The organism is Nocardia tenerifensis NBRC 101015, from assembly GCF_000308715.1.
GTDB lineage: Bacteria > Actinomycetota > Actinomycetes > Mycobacteriales > Mycobacteriaceae > Nocardia > Nocardia tenerifensis.
The window spans coordinates 1-15,713 of the sequence record NZ_BAGH01000415.1; the positions used below are offsets into that span (position 1 = coordinate 1).

Sequence of the window (15,713 nt, forward strand, 5' to 3'; positions counted from 1 at the left end):
GTTCACCGTCGCGGATGACCGGATCGTCCGGATCGACGTCATTCGCGACGCGGACCGGGTCCGCAGGCTCGCGTCCACCGTCCTGGACTGACCACCGTCCCCGGCGCGCATCGCGCGCCGGGAAACGGGTCTCACCAGTACTTTTCGGACGGGCGCACCTCGACCGCCCCACCCATCCTGGCCTGCGGGATACTCGCGGCGATCTCGACCGCGGCGGCCAGATCGTCCGCCTCGACCACCGCGTAACCACCTATCGCGTTCTCGACACCGCGGAACGGACCGTCCGCCGTCACCGTCGAACCGTCCACCACCCGCACGGTCGTCGCGTCGGCGGGCAGGCCGAGCGGCGGCCCGGCCTTCACGTTCTCCCTCCTGCCGAGCGCCGCGAAGTCGGCGTAGACCGACTGCCGCTGTTCCTCGGTGACCGACTCGGCCTGCGGCGTGCCGGGCAGCGGAAAACTCCCGTGGTAAATCACCAGTACGAACTGCATCATCTTCTCCTTGTCCGGATTGGTACGTAGCTATGAGCCCGGACGGGGAGGCGATGTGACACAGCAGTTTTCAGCGCTTGGCGGGCTTTCGGCGGCGGACGGTGGCCAGGTAGTCGTCGTTGACGCGGATGCCCAGTTCCTCGAGGCCGATCTCGCGGCCGGAGTCGCTGCGCACCTGTACACGCACGGGCGCGCCGGTGGACTCCTCGACCAGCAGCAGCGGGGGCGGACCGGGCTGGAGGTAGGTGTCGCCCCACTGCATGAGCGCCAGCACCACGGGAAGCAGATCGCGGCCCATGTCGGTGAGCACGTATTCGTGGCGGGTGCGTTTGCCCTGCTCCTGGTAGGGCCGCTTGGTGAGCAGCCCGGCCTCGGTGAGCTTGCGGAGCTGCGCGGCGGCCGCGGCGTCGGTGATGCCGACGCGCTGCGCGAAGCCGTCGAAGCGGGTGGTGCCGTAGTACGCCTCGCGCAGGATGAGCACGACCGAGCGGGTGCCGACCAGCTCGATCGCCTTGGCGATCGAGCAATCCGTCGGCTGCCACGAACTCAGATCGGCCAACGGCCCTTCCATCACTGCTGCCATGACCGACATCATAGCGCCGCTGACTTGCCTCGACTAAGGCCAGGTGTAACCTGACTATGTGTTGATAGAGCCAGGCAGGGCCGCCCGGTTCTCGGTCCGGAAGGAAACACGATGAGAGACGCGGTAATTGTCGAAGCGGTACGCACCCCGATCGGCAAGGGCAAGCCGAACGGCGCGCTGCACGACGTCAACGCGGTGGACCTGCTCGCCCACAGCCTGCGCGAGGTGGTGACCCGCAGCGGCATCGATCCGGCGCTCGTCGACGATGTGATCGCGGGCATCGTCACCCAGGTCGGGGAGCAGGGCGCCAATATGGCCCGGCGCGCGGCGCTGGCCGCCGGCTACCCCGAATCCGTGCCCGCCACGACCGTGGACCGGCAGTGCGGCAGCAGCCAGCAGGCGATCCACTTCGCCGCGCAGGGCGTGATCTCCGGCGCCTACGACATTGTCGTGGCGGCCGGGGTCGAGTCGATGGGCCGGATTCCCATGGGCGCCAACCTCGTCGGTTCAGCGGACATCACCGGCGTCGGTTTCGCCGAGCGTTACCCGGACGGCCTGGTGCCGCAGGGGATCAGCGCCGAACTGATCGCCGCGAAATGGGGGCTCACCCGCACCCAGCTCGACGAGTTCGCGCTCGGCAGCCACGAAAAGGCCGCGCTGGCAACGAAGAACGGCCTGTTCGCCGGCGAACTCGCCCCGATCAACGGGCTCGCCACCGACGAGGGCATCCGGGTCGGCAGCACCCTCGACACCCTCGCCAAGCTGCGCCCCGCCTACTACGACGAGGCGATGGCCGCCCGCTTCCCGCAGATCGGCTGGGAGATCACCGCGGCCTCCGCGAGCCAGGTCAGCGACGGCAGCGCGGCGGTGCTGATCATGACCGGCGAGCGCGCGAAGGAGCTGGGGCTGCAGCCGCTGGCGCGCCTGCACAGCTTCGCCGTCGCCGGCGACGACCCGTTGCTCATGCTCACCGCTGTGATCCCGGCGACCCGGAAGGTGTTGCGGCGCTCGGGTCTTCAGCTCTCCGACATCGACCTGTTCGAGGTCAACGAGGCGTTCTCACCGGTGGTGCTCGCCTGGGCGCAGGAGACCGGGGCCGATCTGCGCAAGGTGAACGTCAACGGCGGCGCCATCGCCATCGGTCACCCGCTCGGCGCCTCCGGTGCGCGCCTGGCCACCACCCTGGTGCACGCCATGCGGGATCGCGGCGCGCGCTACGGGCTGCAAACCATGTGCGAGGCAGGCGGATTGTCGAACGCGATGATCCTCGAACGCCTCTGAGCCGACGCGGTGCCCGTCCCCGATGGGCACCGCCTCACATCGATGAGAGCACCACCGCGATCAGGAATCCGCCCACCCACGACTCGACGATCAGCGGCACCGCGATGAGCGGCGTCCAGGCGATCGGCCGCCGGGACCGCGCCTTCGTCACCATGAGCCACGCCGCCCAGAGCACCGACGCGGCGATCCCGGTCCAGCCGATGACCTGGGCCACCGGCACATATCGCCAACCCGGGCCGTCCCCGTCGCGGGCGACCACCTCGTAGACCGACACGAAGGACGCGATGAACAACGCGACGGCGATCGTCAGGAGCGACCCGACCACGGCCCGCAGCACATTCGGCAACCTCTCTCGCGATCCCCAGGCCATGCCTCAGCATTACCCGCTCGCGGACGGACCGCATCACCAGGCGCGCAAAGGTTCTCGCGAGGATGCGGACTCCCTGCGCGTCGCAGTGACTCACGAACCGCTGTGGACCTGCGACGCCAGGGCCAAGCCGGTGGCGAACGATGTCGCGATCAGAACGGCGGCGAGCACCGGCCAGTACCACATGGACCAGCGCTTGACCGCGGCGATGATGATCATCACGAGCGAGCCGGCCAGGGCCAGCGCGGTGCCGCCCCAGGAGACCACGAAGGCGGCGCCGAGGTAGTCCTCGCGGCAGTTGTCGTAGGCACAGGCGTCGGCGGCGAACGCGAAGAAGGCGGTGGCGTAGGCGGCGAGCAGGCCGAGGACCGCCGCGCCGCAGTACAGCACGATGGTGAACACCACGTCCCAGGTCCGCTGCCGCGGCTGCTGCGCTGTCGGGTAGTAGGTCATGCACTCAGCATCGCGATCGGCGGGCGCGAGGAGGACCGCGAAACTACTCAGTCCGGATGGGGGAAATCCGCGACCGGCAACACCGAACGAGGCCCGGCCCGCGCCCGTTAAGCTGGCCGCGATGATCGAGCACCCTGTTGAGAGCATCGTCTACGCCATTCCGATGCGCACCCGATTCCGCGGCATCACCGTGCGCGAGGGCATGCTGATCCGGGGCCCGCTCGGCTGGGGCGAGTTCTGCCCGTTCACCGAGTACGACGACCGCGAAGCGGCCGGGTGGCTTGCCACCGCGCTCGAGCAGGTGACGCGGGGCTGGCCCGCGCCGGTGCGCGATCGGATTCCGGTCAACTGCACGGTGCCCGCCGTCGATCCGGAGCGCGCGCACGCGATCGTCGCGGGGTCGGGGTGCGCCACCGCGAAGGTGAAGGTCGCCGACCACCCCGACTCGCTCGCCGAGGATCTCGCGCGGGTGGCGGCGGTGCGCGACGCGCTCGGTCCGCACGGCGCCGTCCGGGTGGACGCCAACGCGGTCTGGGATGTCGACACCGCCGTCGCGCATATCACCCGAATCGACAGGGCCGCAGGCGGTTTGGAGTACGTCGAGCAGCCGTGCCGGACCGTCGAGGAACTGGCCGCGGTGCGCCGCCGCGTCGACGTGCGCATCGCCGCCGACGAATCCATCCGCCGCGCCGAGGACCCGCTGCGGGTCGCCGTCGCGGGGGCCGCCGATCTCGCGGTGCTGAAATGCACTCCGCTGGGCGGTGTCCGGCGCGCGTTGCGCGTGGCCGAGGCCGCCGGGCTGCCCTGCGTGGTCTCCTCGGCATTGGAGACCAGCGTCGGCCTGGCCGCTCAACTTGCGCTCGCCGGGGCGCTTCCCGAACTCGAATTCGCCTGCGGGCTGGGCACTGTCTCGCTGCTCACCGGCGATGTGGTGGCCGACTCGCTACGGCCGGTCGACGGTTACCTGCCGGTGCCGAAAACCGCGCCGCGACCGGACCCCGATCTTCTCGAGCGATACCGGCAGCGTGACCCGGCGCGGGTCGAGTGGTGGCAGCAGCGCCTGGAGCGGGTTCTCGAGCTGGTCCGAGCGCGGGAAGACCCGGCCTGAGCGGACAGTTTCCGCGATCAACGTGCCGGAAAACGGTCTTCTGCTGCGAAACTGTCCGCGCAGATCGGGTCTAGAGACGCACACCGCAACCCAGCATCGTCGCGCGCAACACCAGCGCCGCCTCCGGCCCGATGACGCCGTCCACCAGCTCCAGATAGCGGTTGCAGAATTCGGGGCCGTGCGCGGCGACCGAGTCGGGGTCCGGCTCGAGGTGATGCGCCAGTTCGTGCAGGACCACGAGTTCCCGCAGCGCCCACGCCGTACCGCCGGTGTGCAGCGGAACGGCCAGGACGGCGCCGGCGGCCTCGTAGTGCGCGGCGGCCGCCCCCGCCCGCGAACGCACCCGCACCGCCGTTCCGGCGCGAACCCATTGGGCCCGAACCCAATTGAGCCCGAGCACCTTGTCCGTATAACTCTGCACGGAGTCGACCGAGGCGAAGCGGCGTTCGATCGGCAGCGTGAGGTGCGAACCGTACAGCTCCACCGTGCGAGCGCCGTGCTCGTCGGCCCGATCGAACATGCCGCGCACCAGGTGCTCGGCGTCGTACACCTTGGCGCGCTGCGTATCCCGCACGGTCACCACTCCACCTCGTCGGCGTTCGACCTCGTCGCGCGCGGACGCAACCGGGGTCCTCGCCGACACTCGCTCACGAGCATCGTCCGTCCGAGGCGCTCGCGCGACCCCTGTCAGCCCTTTCACCCGTGCCCGAGGAGGGCGCGGCACTCATGCCGGGTCGTCCGCACCGCGGGACCGGCGCGTCGTCAATTGCCCACGCGCCGCGCCGAGTTCGGGCGAGGTACCCAGCCGCGCGGCCTTGCCCGCGCGATCCCCCGCGCGCCGCGCCGCCGCCGAGTGCCCGGCCGAGGCCTGTGGGCCGCGCCAGGTCCCGCGCGCCTCGGAGGTGCTGGTGTAGAAGTCCGCGAGCTCGATCTCCTTGTCGCGCAGGGCGAGCGCGGTGCCCGCCGCGCTGTCCGCGGGCACGACCTCGGCCTCGACCTCCGCCTTCACCGCGGCCAGCCGCCTGCCGATCCGCGCGGCGAAGGCCATCTGGAAGTTCAGCCGCGCCGTCACCCCCGCCACCGGCGCCTGCACCCGCCGCTGCACCTGGCGCCCCCAGCGCTTCTCGGTGACCACCTTCTCCACCGTCGCCGTGCGGTACTGCCCGGACTTGATGTACTGATCCGACGCGCGCACCATCTGCACGAGCAGACTCGCGTACAACGCCTCGCAGGTATCGATGTCGGAGTCGAAACCGTAGGCGTACACCTGGGTGGAGGTGCGAGCGACATCGCAGCGCACATCGTTGGCGTGCGCGATGGCGACGAACAACTGCACATAGGTGCGCAGCCCGCGCTTGCCCGGCTCGCCGATCGGAATGATCCGCTGAATCGGTGTCGGCCTGCGCTCACGTCCCGCGATGTGCGCGCGCGCCACCGCCAGATCGATCGAGGATCTGGTCGCCAGCCGCTGCGCCGCGGCCAGGAACGCCTCCGCCTCGTGCTCGTTGTCGGTCGATTCGGCCTGGCGCAGCAGCCCACCGATGCGCGTCAGCATCCGCTCGGGAACCGGGTTCGGCGATGTCATCACACGCCAGAGTAGCGAGCACTTCCCGCCACAATCCCGCGAGTCACTCCCACACCATGTATCTTGCGTTGTGCAACCGGCAGGGTGTGCTAATGCTCACGATCGATCTGGAGTGTCCGCGATGGCTGTGAAAAAGGTGTCGTCCCTACGTACGTCGCTCGTACCGAAGGCAGCGTTCGCGGCCGTCTCGGTCGCGCTGCTGACGGCGACGTTCACCAGCTCCTGCTCCAGCGACAACGGCGGCAGCCCGACGAGCCAGAACCTCACCGGGCGCGGGCCGATCACCTACGTCGAGGGCAAGGACACGACCGAGACCGGCGCGGTCAAGCAGCTCATCGAGCGCTGGAACGCCTCGCACCCCAACGAGCAGGTGACGTTCAAGGAGCAGTCGAACGACGCCTCGCAGCAGTACGACGACCTCGTCGAGCACATGCGGTCCAAGCAGTCGAACTACGACGTCATCGCCATGGACGTGCCGTGGACCGCGGAGTTCGCCGCGAAGGGCTGGATCCAGCCGCTGAAGGACTCCTTCGCCATCGACACCTCCGCGCTGCTCTCCCCGCCGGTCGCCAGCGCCACCTACAACAACACGCTGTACGCGGCGCCCCGAAACACCAACGGCGGCCTGCTGTTCTACCGCAAGGACCTGGTGCCCAACCCGCCGAAGACGTGGAACGAGCTGCTGTCCCAGTGCTCGATCGCCAAGGAGCAGAACATCGGCTGCTACGCCGGGCAGTTCGCGCCGTACGAGGGCCTGACGGTGAACGCGGCCGAGGTGATCAACGCCTACGGCGGCAGCTTCGTCGGCGCCGACGGCAAGACCCCCACGGTGAACAGCCCGCAGGCGCGCGCCGGACTCAAGGTCCTGGTCGACGCCTACAAGAACGGCGACATCCCGCAGGAGGCGATCACCTTCAAGGAGCCGGAGAGCAGCAACGCGTTCGCGCAGGGCAAGCTCATGTTCCTGCGTTCGTGGCCGTCCACCTACGGTGACGTCGGCGGCGACGCCTCCGCGGTGAAGGACAAGTTCGGCGTCGCCCCGCTGCCCGGCGAGAACGGCGTCGGCGCGTCCACGCTCGGCGGCTACAACGCGGCGATCAGCGCGTACTCCAAGAACAAGGCCACCGCGCTGGACTTCCTGCGCTTCCTGATCAGCGAGGACGCCCAGCACATCGTCGCCTCGGGCGCGCTGCCCTCGGTGCGCGCCTCGATGTACGACGACCCGGCGCTCATCGCGAAGATGCCGTACCTGCCCGCGCTCAAGGACTCCATCGCCAGCGCGGTGCCGCGTCCGGTCACGCCGTTCTACCCCGCCGTGTCGAAAGCCATCCAGGACAACGCTTATGCTGCGCTCAAGCAGAACAAGTCCGTCGACGACGCGATCATCGGGATGCAGAAGGGCATCGAGACCGCGGGATCGTAGGCGGACAGCGCAACGGACCCGGCGAGACCCGTAGGAGAGAGAAACGGTGTCGGATCCTTCGGGAGCGGCCAGCACTGTGCCGAGTGACGAGTTCCTGCCACGCAAGCGTGGCCTCGGCGAGACCCTGGCCCTGGAAATGCGGCGCTCCGGAAAGGCGTGGCTGTTCGTCACGCCGGTCCTGATCGCGCTGGCCGTCGTCATCGGCTACCCGGTGATCCGGGCGCTGTGGATGTCCTTCCAGAAGGATTCCGGCCTCGACCCGGCCACGGGCATGTTCGTCGAGGGCGGCAGCGCCGGCTTCGCGAACTACACGCACTGGCTGTTGCAGCAGTGCCAGGCGGGCGGTGAGACGGTCACCTGCCCGACCGGCAACCTCGGCTCGCAGTTCTGGGCGGCGATCGGCGTCACGCTGTTCTTCACGGTCATCACGGTGACCCTGGAGGCCACCCTCGGCCTCGGCTTCGCCATGGTCATGGGCAAGACGTTCAAGGGCCGCGCGCTGCTGCGCGCCGCGGTGCTGATCCCCTGGGCGATCCCGACCGCGGTCACCGCGCGGCTGTGGGAGTTCATGTTCCAGTACGACGGCGTGGTGAACCGAATACTCGGCACGCACATCCTGTGGACCTCCGACGCGTGGCCCGCGCGGTTCGCGGTGATCGCGGCCGACGTGTGGAAGACCACGCCGTTCATGGCGTTGCTGCTGCTCGCCGGCCTCCAGGTGATCCCCGCCGACGTCTACGAGGCGGCCAGGGTCGACGGCGCCTCGGCCTGGCAGCGGTTCACCCAGATCACGCTGCCGCTGCTGAAGCCGGCGCTGCTGGTCGCGGTGCTGTTCCGGACCATGGACGCGCTGCGCATGTACGACCTGCCCGCGATCATGACGCTGAGCAATCCGTCGACCAGGGTCGTCTCGATCCTGGTGGTCGACCAGGTCCGGCAGGGTCCCAACAGCGCGGCCGCGCTGTCGACGATCACCTTCCTGATGATCTTCGCGGTGGCGTTCGTGCTGGTGAAGGTGTTGGGCGCCAATGCGGTGCGCACCCAGGAAGAACAGCGGGAGGCGCACTGATGTCGGTTCGAACTGCCGAAAAGCCTGCCGCGCAAGCGGTTCCGTGGACCCAGCGGCTGCGGTCGGTGCGGCTGTACGTCGGCGTGGCCATCGTGCTGATCTGGGGCCTAGGCCCGTTCTACTGGATGACCGTCACCGCCTTCCGCGACCCCGACTACACCTTCGACAGCACGCCGTGGCCGACGCACCTGACGTTCGAGAACTTCCGCAACGCCTTCGACACCAGCCGCGGCAACAACTTCGGCAAGGCGCTGGCCAACAGCGTGATCATCGGCTCCATCACCACCGTCGTCGCGCTCGTGCTCGGCGTGCTCGCCGCGTACGCGCTGGCGCGGCTCACCTTCCGCGGCAAGTACCTGGTGTCCGGGCTGATCCTGAGCGCGTCGATGTTCCCGGTGGTCGTGCTCGTCACCCCGCTGTTCCAGCTGTTCACCAATATCGGCTGGATCGGCAAGTACCAGGCGATGATCGTCCCGAACATCTCGTTCGTGCTGCCGATGACCGTCTACATCCTCGCCTCGTTCTTCGCCGAACTGCCGTGGGAGCTCGAGGAGGCCGCGCGGATCGACGGCGCGACCAAGGCGCAGGCGTTCCGGCTGGTCATGCTGCCGCTCGCGGCGCCCGCGGTGTTCACCACGGCGATCCTCGCGTTCATCGCCGCGGTCAACGAATACCTGCTGGCCCGGCTGCTCTCCAGCGGCAACACCGAGCCGGTGACCGTCGCGGTCGCCCGGTTCTCCGGCAACAACCCGCTGGTCGAGCCGTACGCCGCGATCATGGCCGCCGGCGTCATGGTGTCCATTCCGCTGGTCATCATGGTGCTGCTGTTCCAGCGCCGCATCATCTCCGGCCTCACCGCGGGCGGCGTCAAGAGCTAGCGACGCCCGCTCCCAGCCGTTTCCGGGGCCGGCACCGGAATACCGGCGTGCCCTCCCGGCCCGGTGATAGCATCGCGGGTCACCCACCGCACGAGTAAAGTCGTGCCGGTGGGGCCCATTTCCGATCGTTGTTCGTGCAGGTGAGTTTCGGCCGACGCTCCGGGAGGAGATGATCGTGAGCGAGCGCGAGCGAGTGAACCGAGGACTCAGCGCGCCCGAGCGCACGACGCAGCCGAGCGCCAGCGAGGCGGAGTCGTGAGCGAGCGCCAGCGAGTGAACCGAGGACTCAGCGCGCCCGAGCGCACGACGCAGCCGAGCGCCAGCGAGGCGGAGTCGTGAGCGAGCGCCAGCGAGTGAACCGAGGACTCAGCGCGCCCGGACTTGCTTCCGGTGAGGCGCGGTCGTGAATTCTTTCCGCAAGCGGCGGCGGCGCGCGAAGAAGAGGCCTGAGCCCGCGCCCTACACCTCGATCGCCGGGTTCAACGAGCTGGAGACCGTGCCCGCTCGCAACACTCGGCCGAGGGACTCCAGGACGCAACGGCCGACGCCCGATCCGAGTCGCCCGCCGCGCACGCGGGCCCAGCGCTTCCGCCGCCTGGTGCTCGCCTTGTTCATCATCTTCGGTGCGGTGCCCGCGCTGCTGTCCGTGCTCATCTACTGGAGCGCCGAGATCCCCGACCCGGATTCGGTGCAGACCAATCAGATCGCCACCGTGCTGGCCTCCGACGGCAGCACGGTGATCGCCAAAGTCGTTCCGCCCAACGGCAATCGGAGCCCCGTCCCGCTGACGGAGGTGCCCCAGCCCGTCCGCGACGCGATGCTCTCCGCGGAGGACCGAAACTTCTACACCAACCCCGGCTACTCCACCTCCGGCTTCCTGCGCGCCGCCCGCGACAACGTGCTCGGCCGCGACAACGCCGGCGGCGGCTCCACCATCACCCAGCAGTACGTGAAGAACGCCTTCCTCGGCTCCGAGCGCACGCTCACCAGGAAGATGCGGGAACTGATCATCGCGGCCAAGATGGCGCGGCAGTGGAGCAAGGACGACATCCTCGCCGCCTACCTCAACACCATCTACTACGGCCGCGGCTCCTACGGCATCGCCGCGGCGGCCAAGGCCTACTTCAACAAGCCGGTGAACCAGCTGACGCTCGCCGAGGGCGCGGTGCTCGCCGCGCTCGTGCGTACGCCCTCGCTGCTCGACCCGGAAACGCACATGCAGGCCCTGACCGCGCGCTGGAAATACGTGCTGAACGGCATGGTCGAGATGGGCGTCCTGTCCCCGGGCAACCGGGACGCCACGGTCTTCCCGGCGATCCTCCCGCTCAACGAGATCCCCGACGACAACGTCGCCCGCGGCCCCGAGGGCCTCATCCGCGCCCAGGTGGTGCGCGAACTGCGCTCCTCCGGCATCAGCGAGCACGAGATGAACACCGGCGCATTGCAGATCACCACCACCATCGACGCCAAGGCCCAGCAGGCCGTGCTCGACGCGGTGCGCGACCGGCTCGGCGGCCAGCCGCCGGAGCTGCGCGCCGCCATCGTGTCGATCGACCCGCGCTCCGGCGCGGTGCGCGCCTACTTCGGCGGCACGGACGGCATCGGCTACGACTTCGCGCAGGCGCCGCTGCAGACCGGGTCGGCGTTCAAGCCGTTCGCGGTGATCGCCGCGCAGCAGCAGAGCGTTCCGCTGACCCGCATGCTGGACAGTTCGCCGGTCACCGACCGCGGCACCAAGATCACCAATGTGGACGGGGAGTCCTGTGGCCGATGCTCCATGGCCGAGGCGCTCAAACGCTCGCTCAACACCAGCTTCTACCGGCTGACCATGTCGATGTTCGACGGGCCCAAGTCCATCGCCGACGCGGCGCACGCCGCGGGCATCCCCGAGGAGATCCCCGGCGTCGCGGGCAAGACGCTCACCGAGGACGGCGGGCGGCCGCTGAACGGAATCGTGCTGGGGCAGTACCTCGTTCGCCCCATCGACATGGCCTCCGCCTACGCGACCATCGGCGCGTCCGGCGTCTACCACCAGCCGTACTTCGTGCAGCGCGTGGTGACCGGCGACGGCCGGGTGCTGCTCGACCGCGGCCCCGACCAGCAGACCGGCAAGCAGCTGCCCGCCGGCCAGCAGCGCATCCCCCGCGCCATCGCCGAGAACACCGCGCAGGCCATGACCCCGATCGCCGCCTACTCCAACGGGCACGCGCTGGCCGGCGGCAGGCCGTCGGCGGCGAAGACCGGCACCACCCAGCTCGGCGAGTCCCAGCTGAACAAGGACGCCTGGATGATCGGCTTCACCCCCTCGCTGTCCACGGCGGTCTGGATCGGCACCGAACAGTCGCAACCGATCCACACCGCCCGCGGCGCCGACATCTACGGGTCCGGCCTGCCCGCCGACATCTGGAAGCAGGTGATGGACGGCGCGCTCGACGGCACCCCGATCGAGCAGTTCCCCGGCGCGGCGGGAGCGCCGCCCGCCGCGGCGCCACCGGCGGAGAGCAAGCCGTCCGGCGGGCCCTACGACATCCTGAATCCGCCGCAGGCGCCGGCGCCGCGCGAACCGATCGTCATCATCCCGCCCGCGCCGCAGGCGCCGAAGGAGCCGGAACCGCCGCAGCCCCCTAAGGAAGTGGAAATTTTTCCCGGACTGACCATCCCGGTTCCGGGATAGCGATGATGCTGTGACCTTCCCGCACCCAGGGGAACGCATGACATGGCAGCATCGTTTGCCAGAGTGAGAGCGAACAGCGAGTGTGTCGGACAAGGCCGACGCCGATGCCGCGGGATCGATGCGGAAGGATATGCGCTCGAGCGACGACGCCGCCAATTGGAGACAGACGAGACATAGGGGCTACGCCGGTGGATTTCAATGTCGTTGACCAACCCGAGACGCTGGTGGCGGGAACAGTACTTCGCAGCCCAGCGCTCGCGGTCGAGGGACCGCGCCGCGCGAAAGTCGAAGAGGCGTGGAAGCGCAATCTGGCCCGCCAGCTGCCCGGGCCGCCGACGACCGCCTACGTCGACCACGCGCCGGAGATCAATTCCTACCTCACCCACATCGTCGGCTACCGGTGCCGCGGTGTGGAAGACCTCTTACCCGGCGACGTGCTGGCCAGGGTGCCCGCCGGCCGGTTCGCCCGATTCATCGCCAGCGGCGACAACCTCGGCGACACCATCGTGCACATCTGGCGCTCGGTGTGGGACGCCGAGGCGGCCGGCCGGTTCGTGCGCGCCTACACCGGCGACTGGGAGCACTATCCGGACGCGCGCACGGCCGAAGTCTTCGTAGCTCTGGCAGACGATCAAGTCGACGGGTAGGAACAACACTGTGGACTTCGAGATTGTCACGTTGGACGAGAGCCTGGTCGCCGGACTGACCGTTCCGCTAGCCGGGCGCGAGGTGACCGCCCGCGACCTCGATCTGGTGAACTTCACCTGGGACCGCTACCTCGCGCGAGAGAAGAACGTGCCGAGGGTGGCCGCCTACATCGGCCAGAACGACCACGCCGTCGCCGTGCTCGGCTACGAGGTCGCCTCGATGGACGAGATGGACGCGGGCGACGTGCTCACCCGCGTGCCCCAGGGCCGCTACGCCAAGTTCGTCGTCTCCGACAAGCCCTACGACCTGCTGCGCACCGCGTGGGCCCAGGTACGCAAGGCCGAGAGCGCGGGCACCATCACCCGCTCGCACACCGCGGAGATCGAGCGCTACACCGGCCCGACCTCGGTCGAGGTCTACGTCTCGCTGGACTGAACGCCGAAACACCGGTCGCCCGAAGGGAAATCGCATCGCTGGTCGGCGAACAGCAGTCGCCCGGAGTTCTACCTCCGGGCGACTTTCATCGATCTACCCAACCACCACAGCGCGAGTTCTGCGAGCGCCGTTCGTGGCCCGTCGTGCGTCCGAGCGGTCGAAGCGCACGCGCCGCAGGCGCAAGTCTCGACCGCTCGGACGCAGCCCACCCGTCGCCCGGCCGCCACCCCTGATCGGATCGCTTCGCGATGCTGCCATCAAGGGGCCACGAACACGCCGCGCCCGCGCGGCCAATAACTCAGCCCTCGATGATGAAGGCTTCCAGCTGCTGACGCGCGATGTCGTCGGCGAGCTGCTTGGGCGGGGACTTCATCAGGTAGGCCGAGGCCGGGATGACCGGGCCGCCGATGCCGCGGTCCTTGGCGATCTTCGCCGCGCGCACCGCGTCGATGATGATGCCCGCCGAGTTCGGCGAGTCCCACACCTCGAGCTTGTACTCCAGGTTCAGCGGCACGTCGCCGAAGGCGCGGCCCTCGAGCCGGACGTAGGCCCACTTGCGGTCGTCGAGCCAGCCGACGTGATCGGACGGGCCGATGTGCACGTCGTTGGCGCCGAGCTCCTTCTTCAGGTTGCTGGTGACGGCCTGGGTCTTGGAGATCTTCTTGGACTCGAGGCGCTCGCGCTCGAGCATGTTCTTGAAGTCCATGTTGCCGCCGACGTTCAGCTGCATGGTGCGGTCGAGCTGCACGCCGCGGTCCTCGAACAGCTTGGCCATGACGCGGTGGGTGATGGTCGCGCCGACCTGGCTCTTGATGTCGTCGCCGACGATGGGAACCCCTGCGGCGGTGAACTTCTCGGCCCACACCGGGTCGGAGGCGATGAACACCGGCAGCGCGTTGACGAAGGCGACGTTCGCGTCGATGGCGCACTGCGCGTAGAACTTGTCGGCCTCCTCCGAACCCACCGGCAGGTAGGAGACGAGCACGTCGACGTTGTTGTCCTTCAGCACCTTGACCACGTCGACCGGCTCGGCCTCGGACAGGTCGATCGTCTCGGCGTAGTACTTGCCGATGCCGTCGAGGGTCGGGCCGCGCTGCACGACCACGTCGGTCGGCGGCACGTCGGAGATCTTGATGGTGTTGTTCTCGCTGGCGAAGATGGCCTCGGCGAGATCGAACCCGACCTTCTTCGCGTCGACGTCGAACGCGGCGACGAACTTCACGTCGCGCACGTGGTACTTGCCGAACTTGACGTGCATGAGGCCGGGCACGGTCGCGGACTCGTCCGCGTCCTTGTAGTACTGCACACCCTGGACCAGCGAGGAAGCGCAGTTACCCACACCTACGATGGCGACGCGAACTTCGGTGGCGTTGTCAGCCTTCTTGTCATCACTCATGGCCGATATTTCCCTCTTTCTGTGGTGCCGCCTTCGTCGATTGCTCCGCCGCAATCAACTCGTTGAGCCAGCGCACTTCGCGCTCGCTTGATTCGAGTCCGAGCTGGTGGAGCTGCCGGGTGTAGCGATCGAGCGACCCGCTGGCCCGCTTGATCGCCTCCCGGAGTCCTTCTCGGCGCTCCTCGACCTGGCGTCGCCTGCCCTCCAGGATCCGCATCCGCGCGGCGGCGGGGGTGCGGCTGAAGAAGGCGAGGTGAACACCGAAGCCGTCGTCGGTGTAGTTCTGCGGTCCGGTGTCGGCGAGCAGCTCGCTGAACCGCTCGCGGCCGGCCGGAGTCAGTTGGTAGACGCGGCGCGCGCGGCGAGTGACCACGCCCGCCGGAATCTCCTCGGCGATCAACCCGTCCGACTGCATGCGGCGCAGCGTCGGATAGAGCGACCCGTAGGAGAAGGCCCGAAACGCGCCGAGCAGGCCGGTGAGCCGCTTGCGCAGCTCGTAGCCGTGCATGGGCGATTCGAGGAGCAGCCCGAGGATTGCCAGCTCGAGCACCGGGCTTCACCTCCCTGACTATGTACAGACCTAACCGATGGATGCGACTCCAAACTATATCGGAGCGATATAACCGTGCACAGTCCTGGTCGATATAAGAACCGATCTACCGGGTTTCTCATACCCCTGAGCAAGGGCGGCCCCCCGGCAACACCGCTACTCTGGTTCTCGTGCGAATCCAGCGGCAAGTGGTCGACTACGCCCTACGGCGCCGGTCGTTGCTGGCCGACGTGTACGCGGGCCGGGTCGACGTCGCCGAGGTGTGTGACGCGAATCCCTACCTGCTGCGTGCGGCGAAGTTCCACGGTCGGGGGAGCGAGGTCACCTGCCCCATCTGCCGAAAAGAACAGCTCACGCTTGTATCTTGGGTCTACGGCGACGGTCTCGGACCGGTGGCGGGCTCGGCCCGCACACCGGAGGAGCTGACCCGACTAGCCGAGACTCGTGAGGAGTTCTCGGTCCACGTCGTCGAGGTATGCCGCAGCTGCAGCTGGAATCATCTGGTGCAGTCCTACGTCCTGGGGACAACGCCGGCGCCGACGCGGCGTCGCACCGGGACCCGGCGCACCGCAGCCGAATGAAGTGCCTGGTCATCTGCCCGTCGGGTGACTCGCGGAGCCGTCACGTGTCCGCCACGGTTCCCGTGACCGCCCCGAGCCGCCCGCAACGCAACGAGTTATGGAGATCTTGTCAGTGAATTCGCCCTACGAGACTTCCCCCTACGGCGATGAACCGCACGGCGGCCGTCCTCCACGGAGTTCACAGCCAGGTC

17 protein-coding genes are annotated in these 15,713 nt (G+C 68.7%); 9 read left to right on the top strand and 8 right to left on the bottom strand.

Features of this window, described 5'->3' with window-relative positions; genetic code table 11:
* Positions 1 to 131: 131 nt before the first annotated feature.
* Positions 132 to 494, bottom strand: coding sequence for a YciI family protein (locus ON39_RS32765; RefSeq protein ID WP_051187419.1), 363 nt, complete (start codon positions 492 to 494; stop codon positions 132 to 134).
* A gap of 67 nt (positions 495 to 561) precedes the next feature.
* On the bottom strand, positions 562 to 1,086 hold the full coding sequence (locus ON39_RS32770) for a winged helix-turn-helix transcriptional regulator (RefSeq protein ID WP_040739988.1): 525 nt from the start codon (positions 1,084 to 1,086) through the stop codon (positions 562 to 564).
* 99 nt (positions 1,087 to 1,185) lie between these two features.
* Here ON39_RS32770 and ON39_RS32775 point away from each other — a divergent pair, with 99 nt between their 5' ends.
* Complete coding sequence (locus ON39_RS32775) at positions 1,186 to 2,355, top strand: thiolase family protein (RefSeq protein ID WP_040739990.1); 1,170 nt, start codon at positions 1,186 to 1,188, stop codon at positions 2,353 to 2,355.
* A 34-nt stretch (positions 2,356 to 2,389) separates the two neighbouring features.
* Here ON39_RS32775 and ON39_RS32780 read toward each other — a convergent pair whose 3' ends face one another.
* On the bottom strand, positions 2,390 to 2,725 hold the full coding sequence (locus ON39_RS32780; protein ID WP_146251127.1) for a hypothetical protein: 336 nt from the start codon (positions 2,723 to 2,725) through the stop codon (positions 2,390 to 2,392).
* 90 nt (positions 2,726 to 2,815) lie between these two features.
* Complete coding sequence (locus tag ON39_RS32785) at positions 2,816 to 3,175, bottom strand: hypothetical protein (protein WP_040739994.1); 360 nt, start codon at positions 3,173 to 3,175, stop codon at positions 2,816 to 2,818.
* Positions 3,176 to 3,296: 121 nt separating this feature from the next.
* On the opposite strand from ON39_RS32785, the gene ON39_RS32790 reads away from it, so the two are divergent.
* Positions 3,297 to 4,283: an o-succinylbenzoate synthase gene (locus ON39_RS32790; RefSeq protein ID WP_040739996.1), complete on the top strand. Its 987-nt coding sequence runs from the start codon at positions 3,297 to 3,299 to the stop codon at positions 4,281 to 4,283.
* A gap of 70 nt (positions 4,284 to 4,353) precedes the next feature.
* Here the strand turns inward: ON39_RS32790 and ON39_RS32795 are convergent, their stop codons facing one another.
* Both ON39_RS32795 and ON39_RS32800 read right to left on the bottom strand, forming a co-directional pair.
* Entirely contained in the window at positions 4,354 to 4,866 is a 513-nt protein-coding gene (locus ON39_RS32795; protein WP_085998304.1) for a TIGR04338 family metallohydrolase, read from the bottom strand.
* A gap of 141 nt (positions 4,867 to 5,007) precedes the next feature.
* Complete coding sequence (locus ON39_RS32800; protein ID WP_246002898.1) at positions 5,008 to 5,868, bottom strand: DUF2786 domain-containing protein; 861 nt, start codon at positions 5,866 to 5,868, stop codon at positions 5,008 to 5,010.
* A 121-nt stretch (positions 5,869 to 5,989) separates the two neighbouring features.
* Between ON39_RS32800 and ON39_RS32805 the strand changes: the two genes are divergently transcribed.
* From ON39_RS32805 to ON39_RS32830, 6 genes are all read left to right on the top strand, one after another.
* Entirely contained in the window at positions 5,990 to 7,291 is a 1,302-nt protein-coding gene (locus tag ON39_RS32805) for an ABC transporter substrate-binding protein (RefSeq protein ID WP_040740000.1), read from the top strand.
* A gap of 46 nt (positions 7,292 to 7,337) precedes the next feature.
* Entirely contained in the window at positions 7,338 to 8,360 is a 1,023-nt protein-coding gene (locus ON39_RS32810; protein WP_174412593.1) for a carbohydrate ABC transporter permease, read from the top strand.
* The gene (locus tag ON39_RS32815) at positions 8,360 to 9,238 is read left to right on the top strand and encodes a carbohydrate ABC transporter permease (protein ID WP_174412594.1); all 879 of its coding nucleotides are present in this window, start codon (positions 8,360 to 8,362) and stop codon (positions 9,236 to 9,238) included. Before ON39_RS32810 ends, ON39_RS32815 begins: the two co-directional genes overlap by 1 nt.
* A 403-nt stretch (positions 9,239 to 9,641) precedes the next feature.
* On the top strand, positions 9,642 to 11,912 hold the full coding sequence (locus tag ON39_RS32820) for a transglycosylase domain-containing protein (protein WP_040740002.1): 2,271 nt from the start codon (positions 9,642 to 9,644) through the stop codon (positions 11,910 to 11,912).
* 188 nt (positions 11,913 to 12,100) lie between these two features.
* Positions 12,101 to 12,559, top strand: a complete 459-nt coding sequence (locus ON39_RS32825) for a GyrI-like domain-containing protein (RefSeq protein WP_040740003.1) — start codon at positions 12,101 to 12,103, stop codon at positions 12,557 to 12,559.
* 10 nt (positions 12,560 to 12,569) lie between these two features.
* Positions 12,570 to 12,995 carry a GyrI-like domain-containing protein gene (locus ON39_RS32830; RefSeq protein WP_040740005.1) on the top strand — a complete coding sequence of 142 codons (426 nt, stop codon included), beginning with the start codon at positions 12,570 to 12,572 and terminating at the stop codon, positions 12,993 to 12,995.
* 298 nt (positions 12,996 to 13,293) lie between these two features.
* Here ON39_RS32830 and ON39_RS32835 read toward each other — a convergent pair whose 3' ends face one another.
* Both ON39_RS32835 and ON39_RS32840 read right to left on the bottom strand, forming a co-directional pair.
* Positions 13,294 to 14,391, bottom strand: a complete 1,098-nt coding sequence (locus ON39_RS32835) for an inositol-3-phosphate synthase (RefSeq protein WP_040740007.1) — start codon at positions 14,389 to 14,391, stop codon at positions 13,294 to 13,296.
* Positions 14,384 to 14,941, bottom strand: a complete 558-nt coding sequence (locus ON39_RS32840) for a PadR family transcriptional regulator (RefSeq protein ID WP_040740009.1) — start codon at positions 14,939 to 14,941, stop codon at positions 14,384 to 14,386. Before ON39_RS32840 ends, ON39_RS32835 begins: the two co-directional genes overlap by 8 nt.
* A 170-nt stretch (positions 14,942 to 15,111) precedes the next feature.
* Between ON39_RS32840 and ON39_RS32845 the strand changes: the two genes are divergently transcribed.
* The gene (locus tag ON39_RS32845; RefSeq protein ID WP_159080092.1) at positions 15,112 to 15,522 is read left to right on the top strand and encodes a DUF5318 domain-containing protein; all 411 of its coding nucleotides are present in this window, start codon (positions 15,112 to 15,114) and stop codon (positions 15,520 to 15,522) included.
* Positions 15,523 to 15,713: the final 191 nt, after the last annotated feature.

Bases quoted from the DNA above. Each gene is read 5' to 3' on its own strand.
- ON39_RS32765 (WP_051187419.1), bottom strand. From the start codon at position 494: ATGATGCAGTTCGTACTGGTGATTTACCACGGGAGTTTTCCGCTGCCC.
- ON39_RS32770 (WP_040739988.1), bottom strand. From the start codon at position 1,086: ATGATGTCGGTCATGGCAGCAGTGATGGAAGGGCCGTTGGCCGATCTG.
- ON39_RS32775 (WP_040739990.1), top strand. From the start codon at position 1,186: ATGAGAGACGCGGTAATTGTCGAAGCGGTACGCACCCCGATCGGCAAG.
- ON39_RS32780 (WP_146251127.1), bottom strand. From the start codon at position 2,725: ATGGCCTGGGGATCGCGAGAGAGGTTGCCGAATGTGCTGCGGGCCGTG.
- ON39_RS32785 (WP_040739994.1), bottom strand. From the start codon at position 3,175: ATGACCTACTACCCGACAGCGCAGCAGCCGCGGCAGCGGACCTGGGAC.
- ON39_RS32790 (WP_040739996.1), top strand. From the start codon at position 3,297: ATGATCGAGCACCCTGTTGAGAGCATCGTCTACGCCATTCCGATGCGC.
- ON39_RS32800 (WP_246002898.1), bottom strand. From the start codon at position 5,868: ATGACATCGCCGAACCCGGTTCCCGAGCGGATGCTGACGCGCATCGGT.
- ON39_RS32805 (WP_040740000.1), top strand. From the start codon at position 5,990: ATGGCTGTGAAAAAGGTGTCGTCCCTACGTACGTCGCTCGTACCGAAG.
- ON39_RS32815 (WP_174412594.1), top strand. From the start codon at position 8,360: ATGTCGGTTCGAACTGCCGAAAAGCCTGCCGCGCAAGCGGTTCCGTGG.
- ON39_RS32835 (WP_040740007.1), bottom strand. From the start codon at position 14,391: ATGAGTGATGACAAGAAGGCTGACAACGCCACCGAAGTTCGCGTCGCC.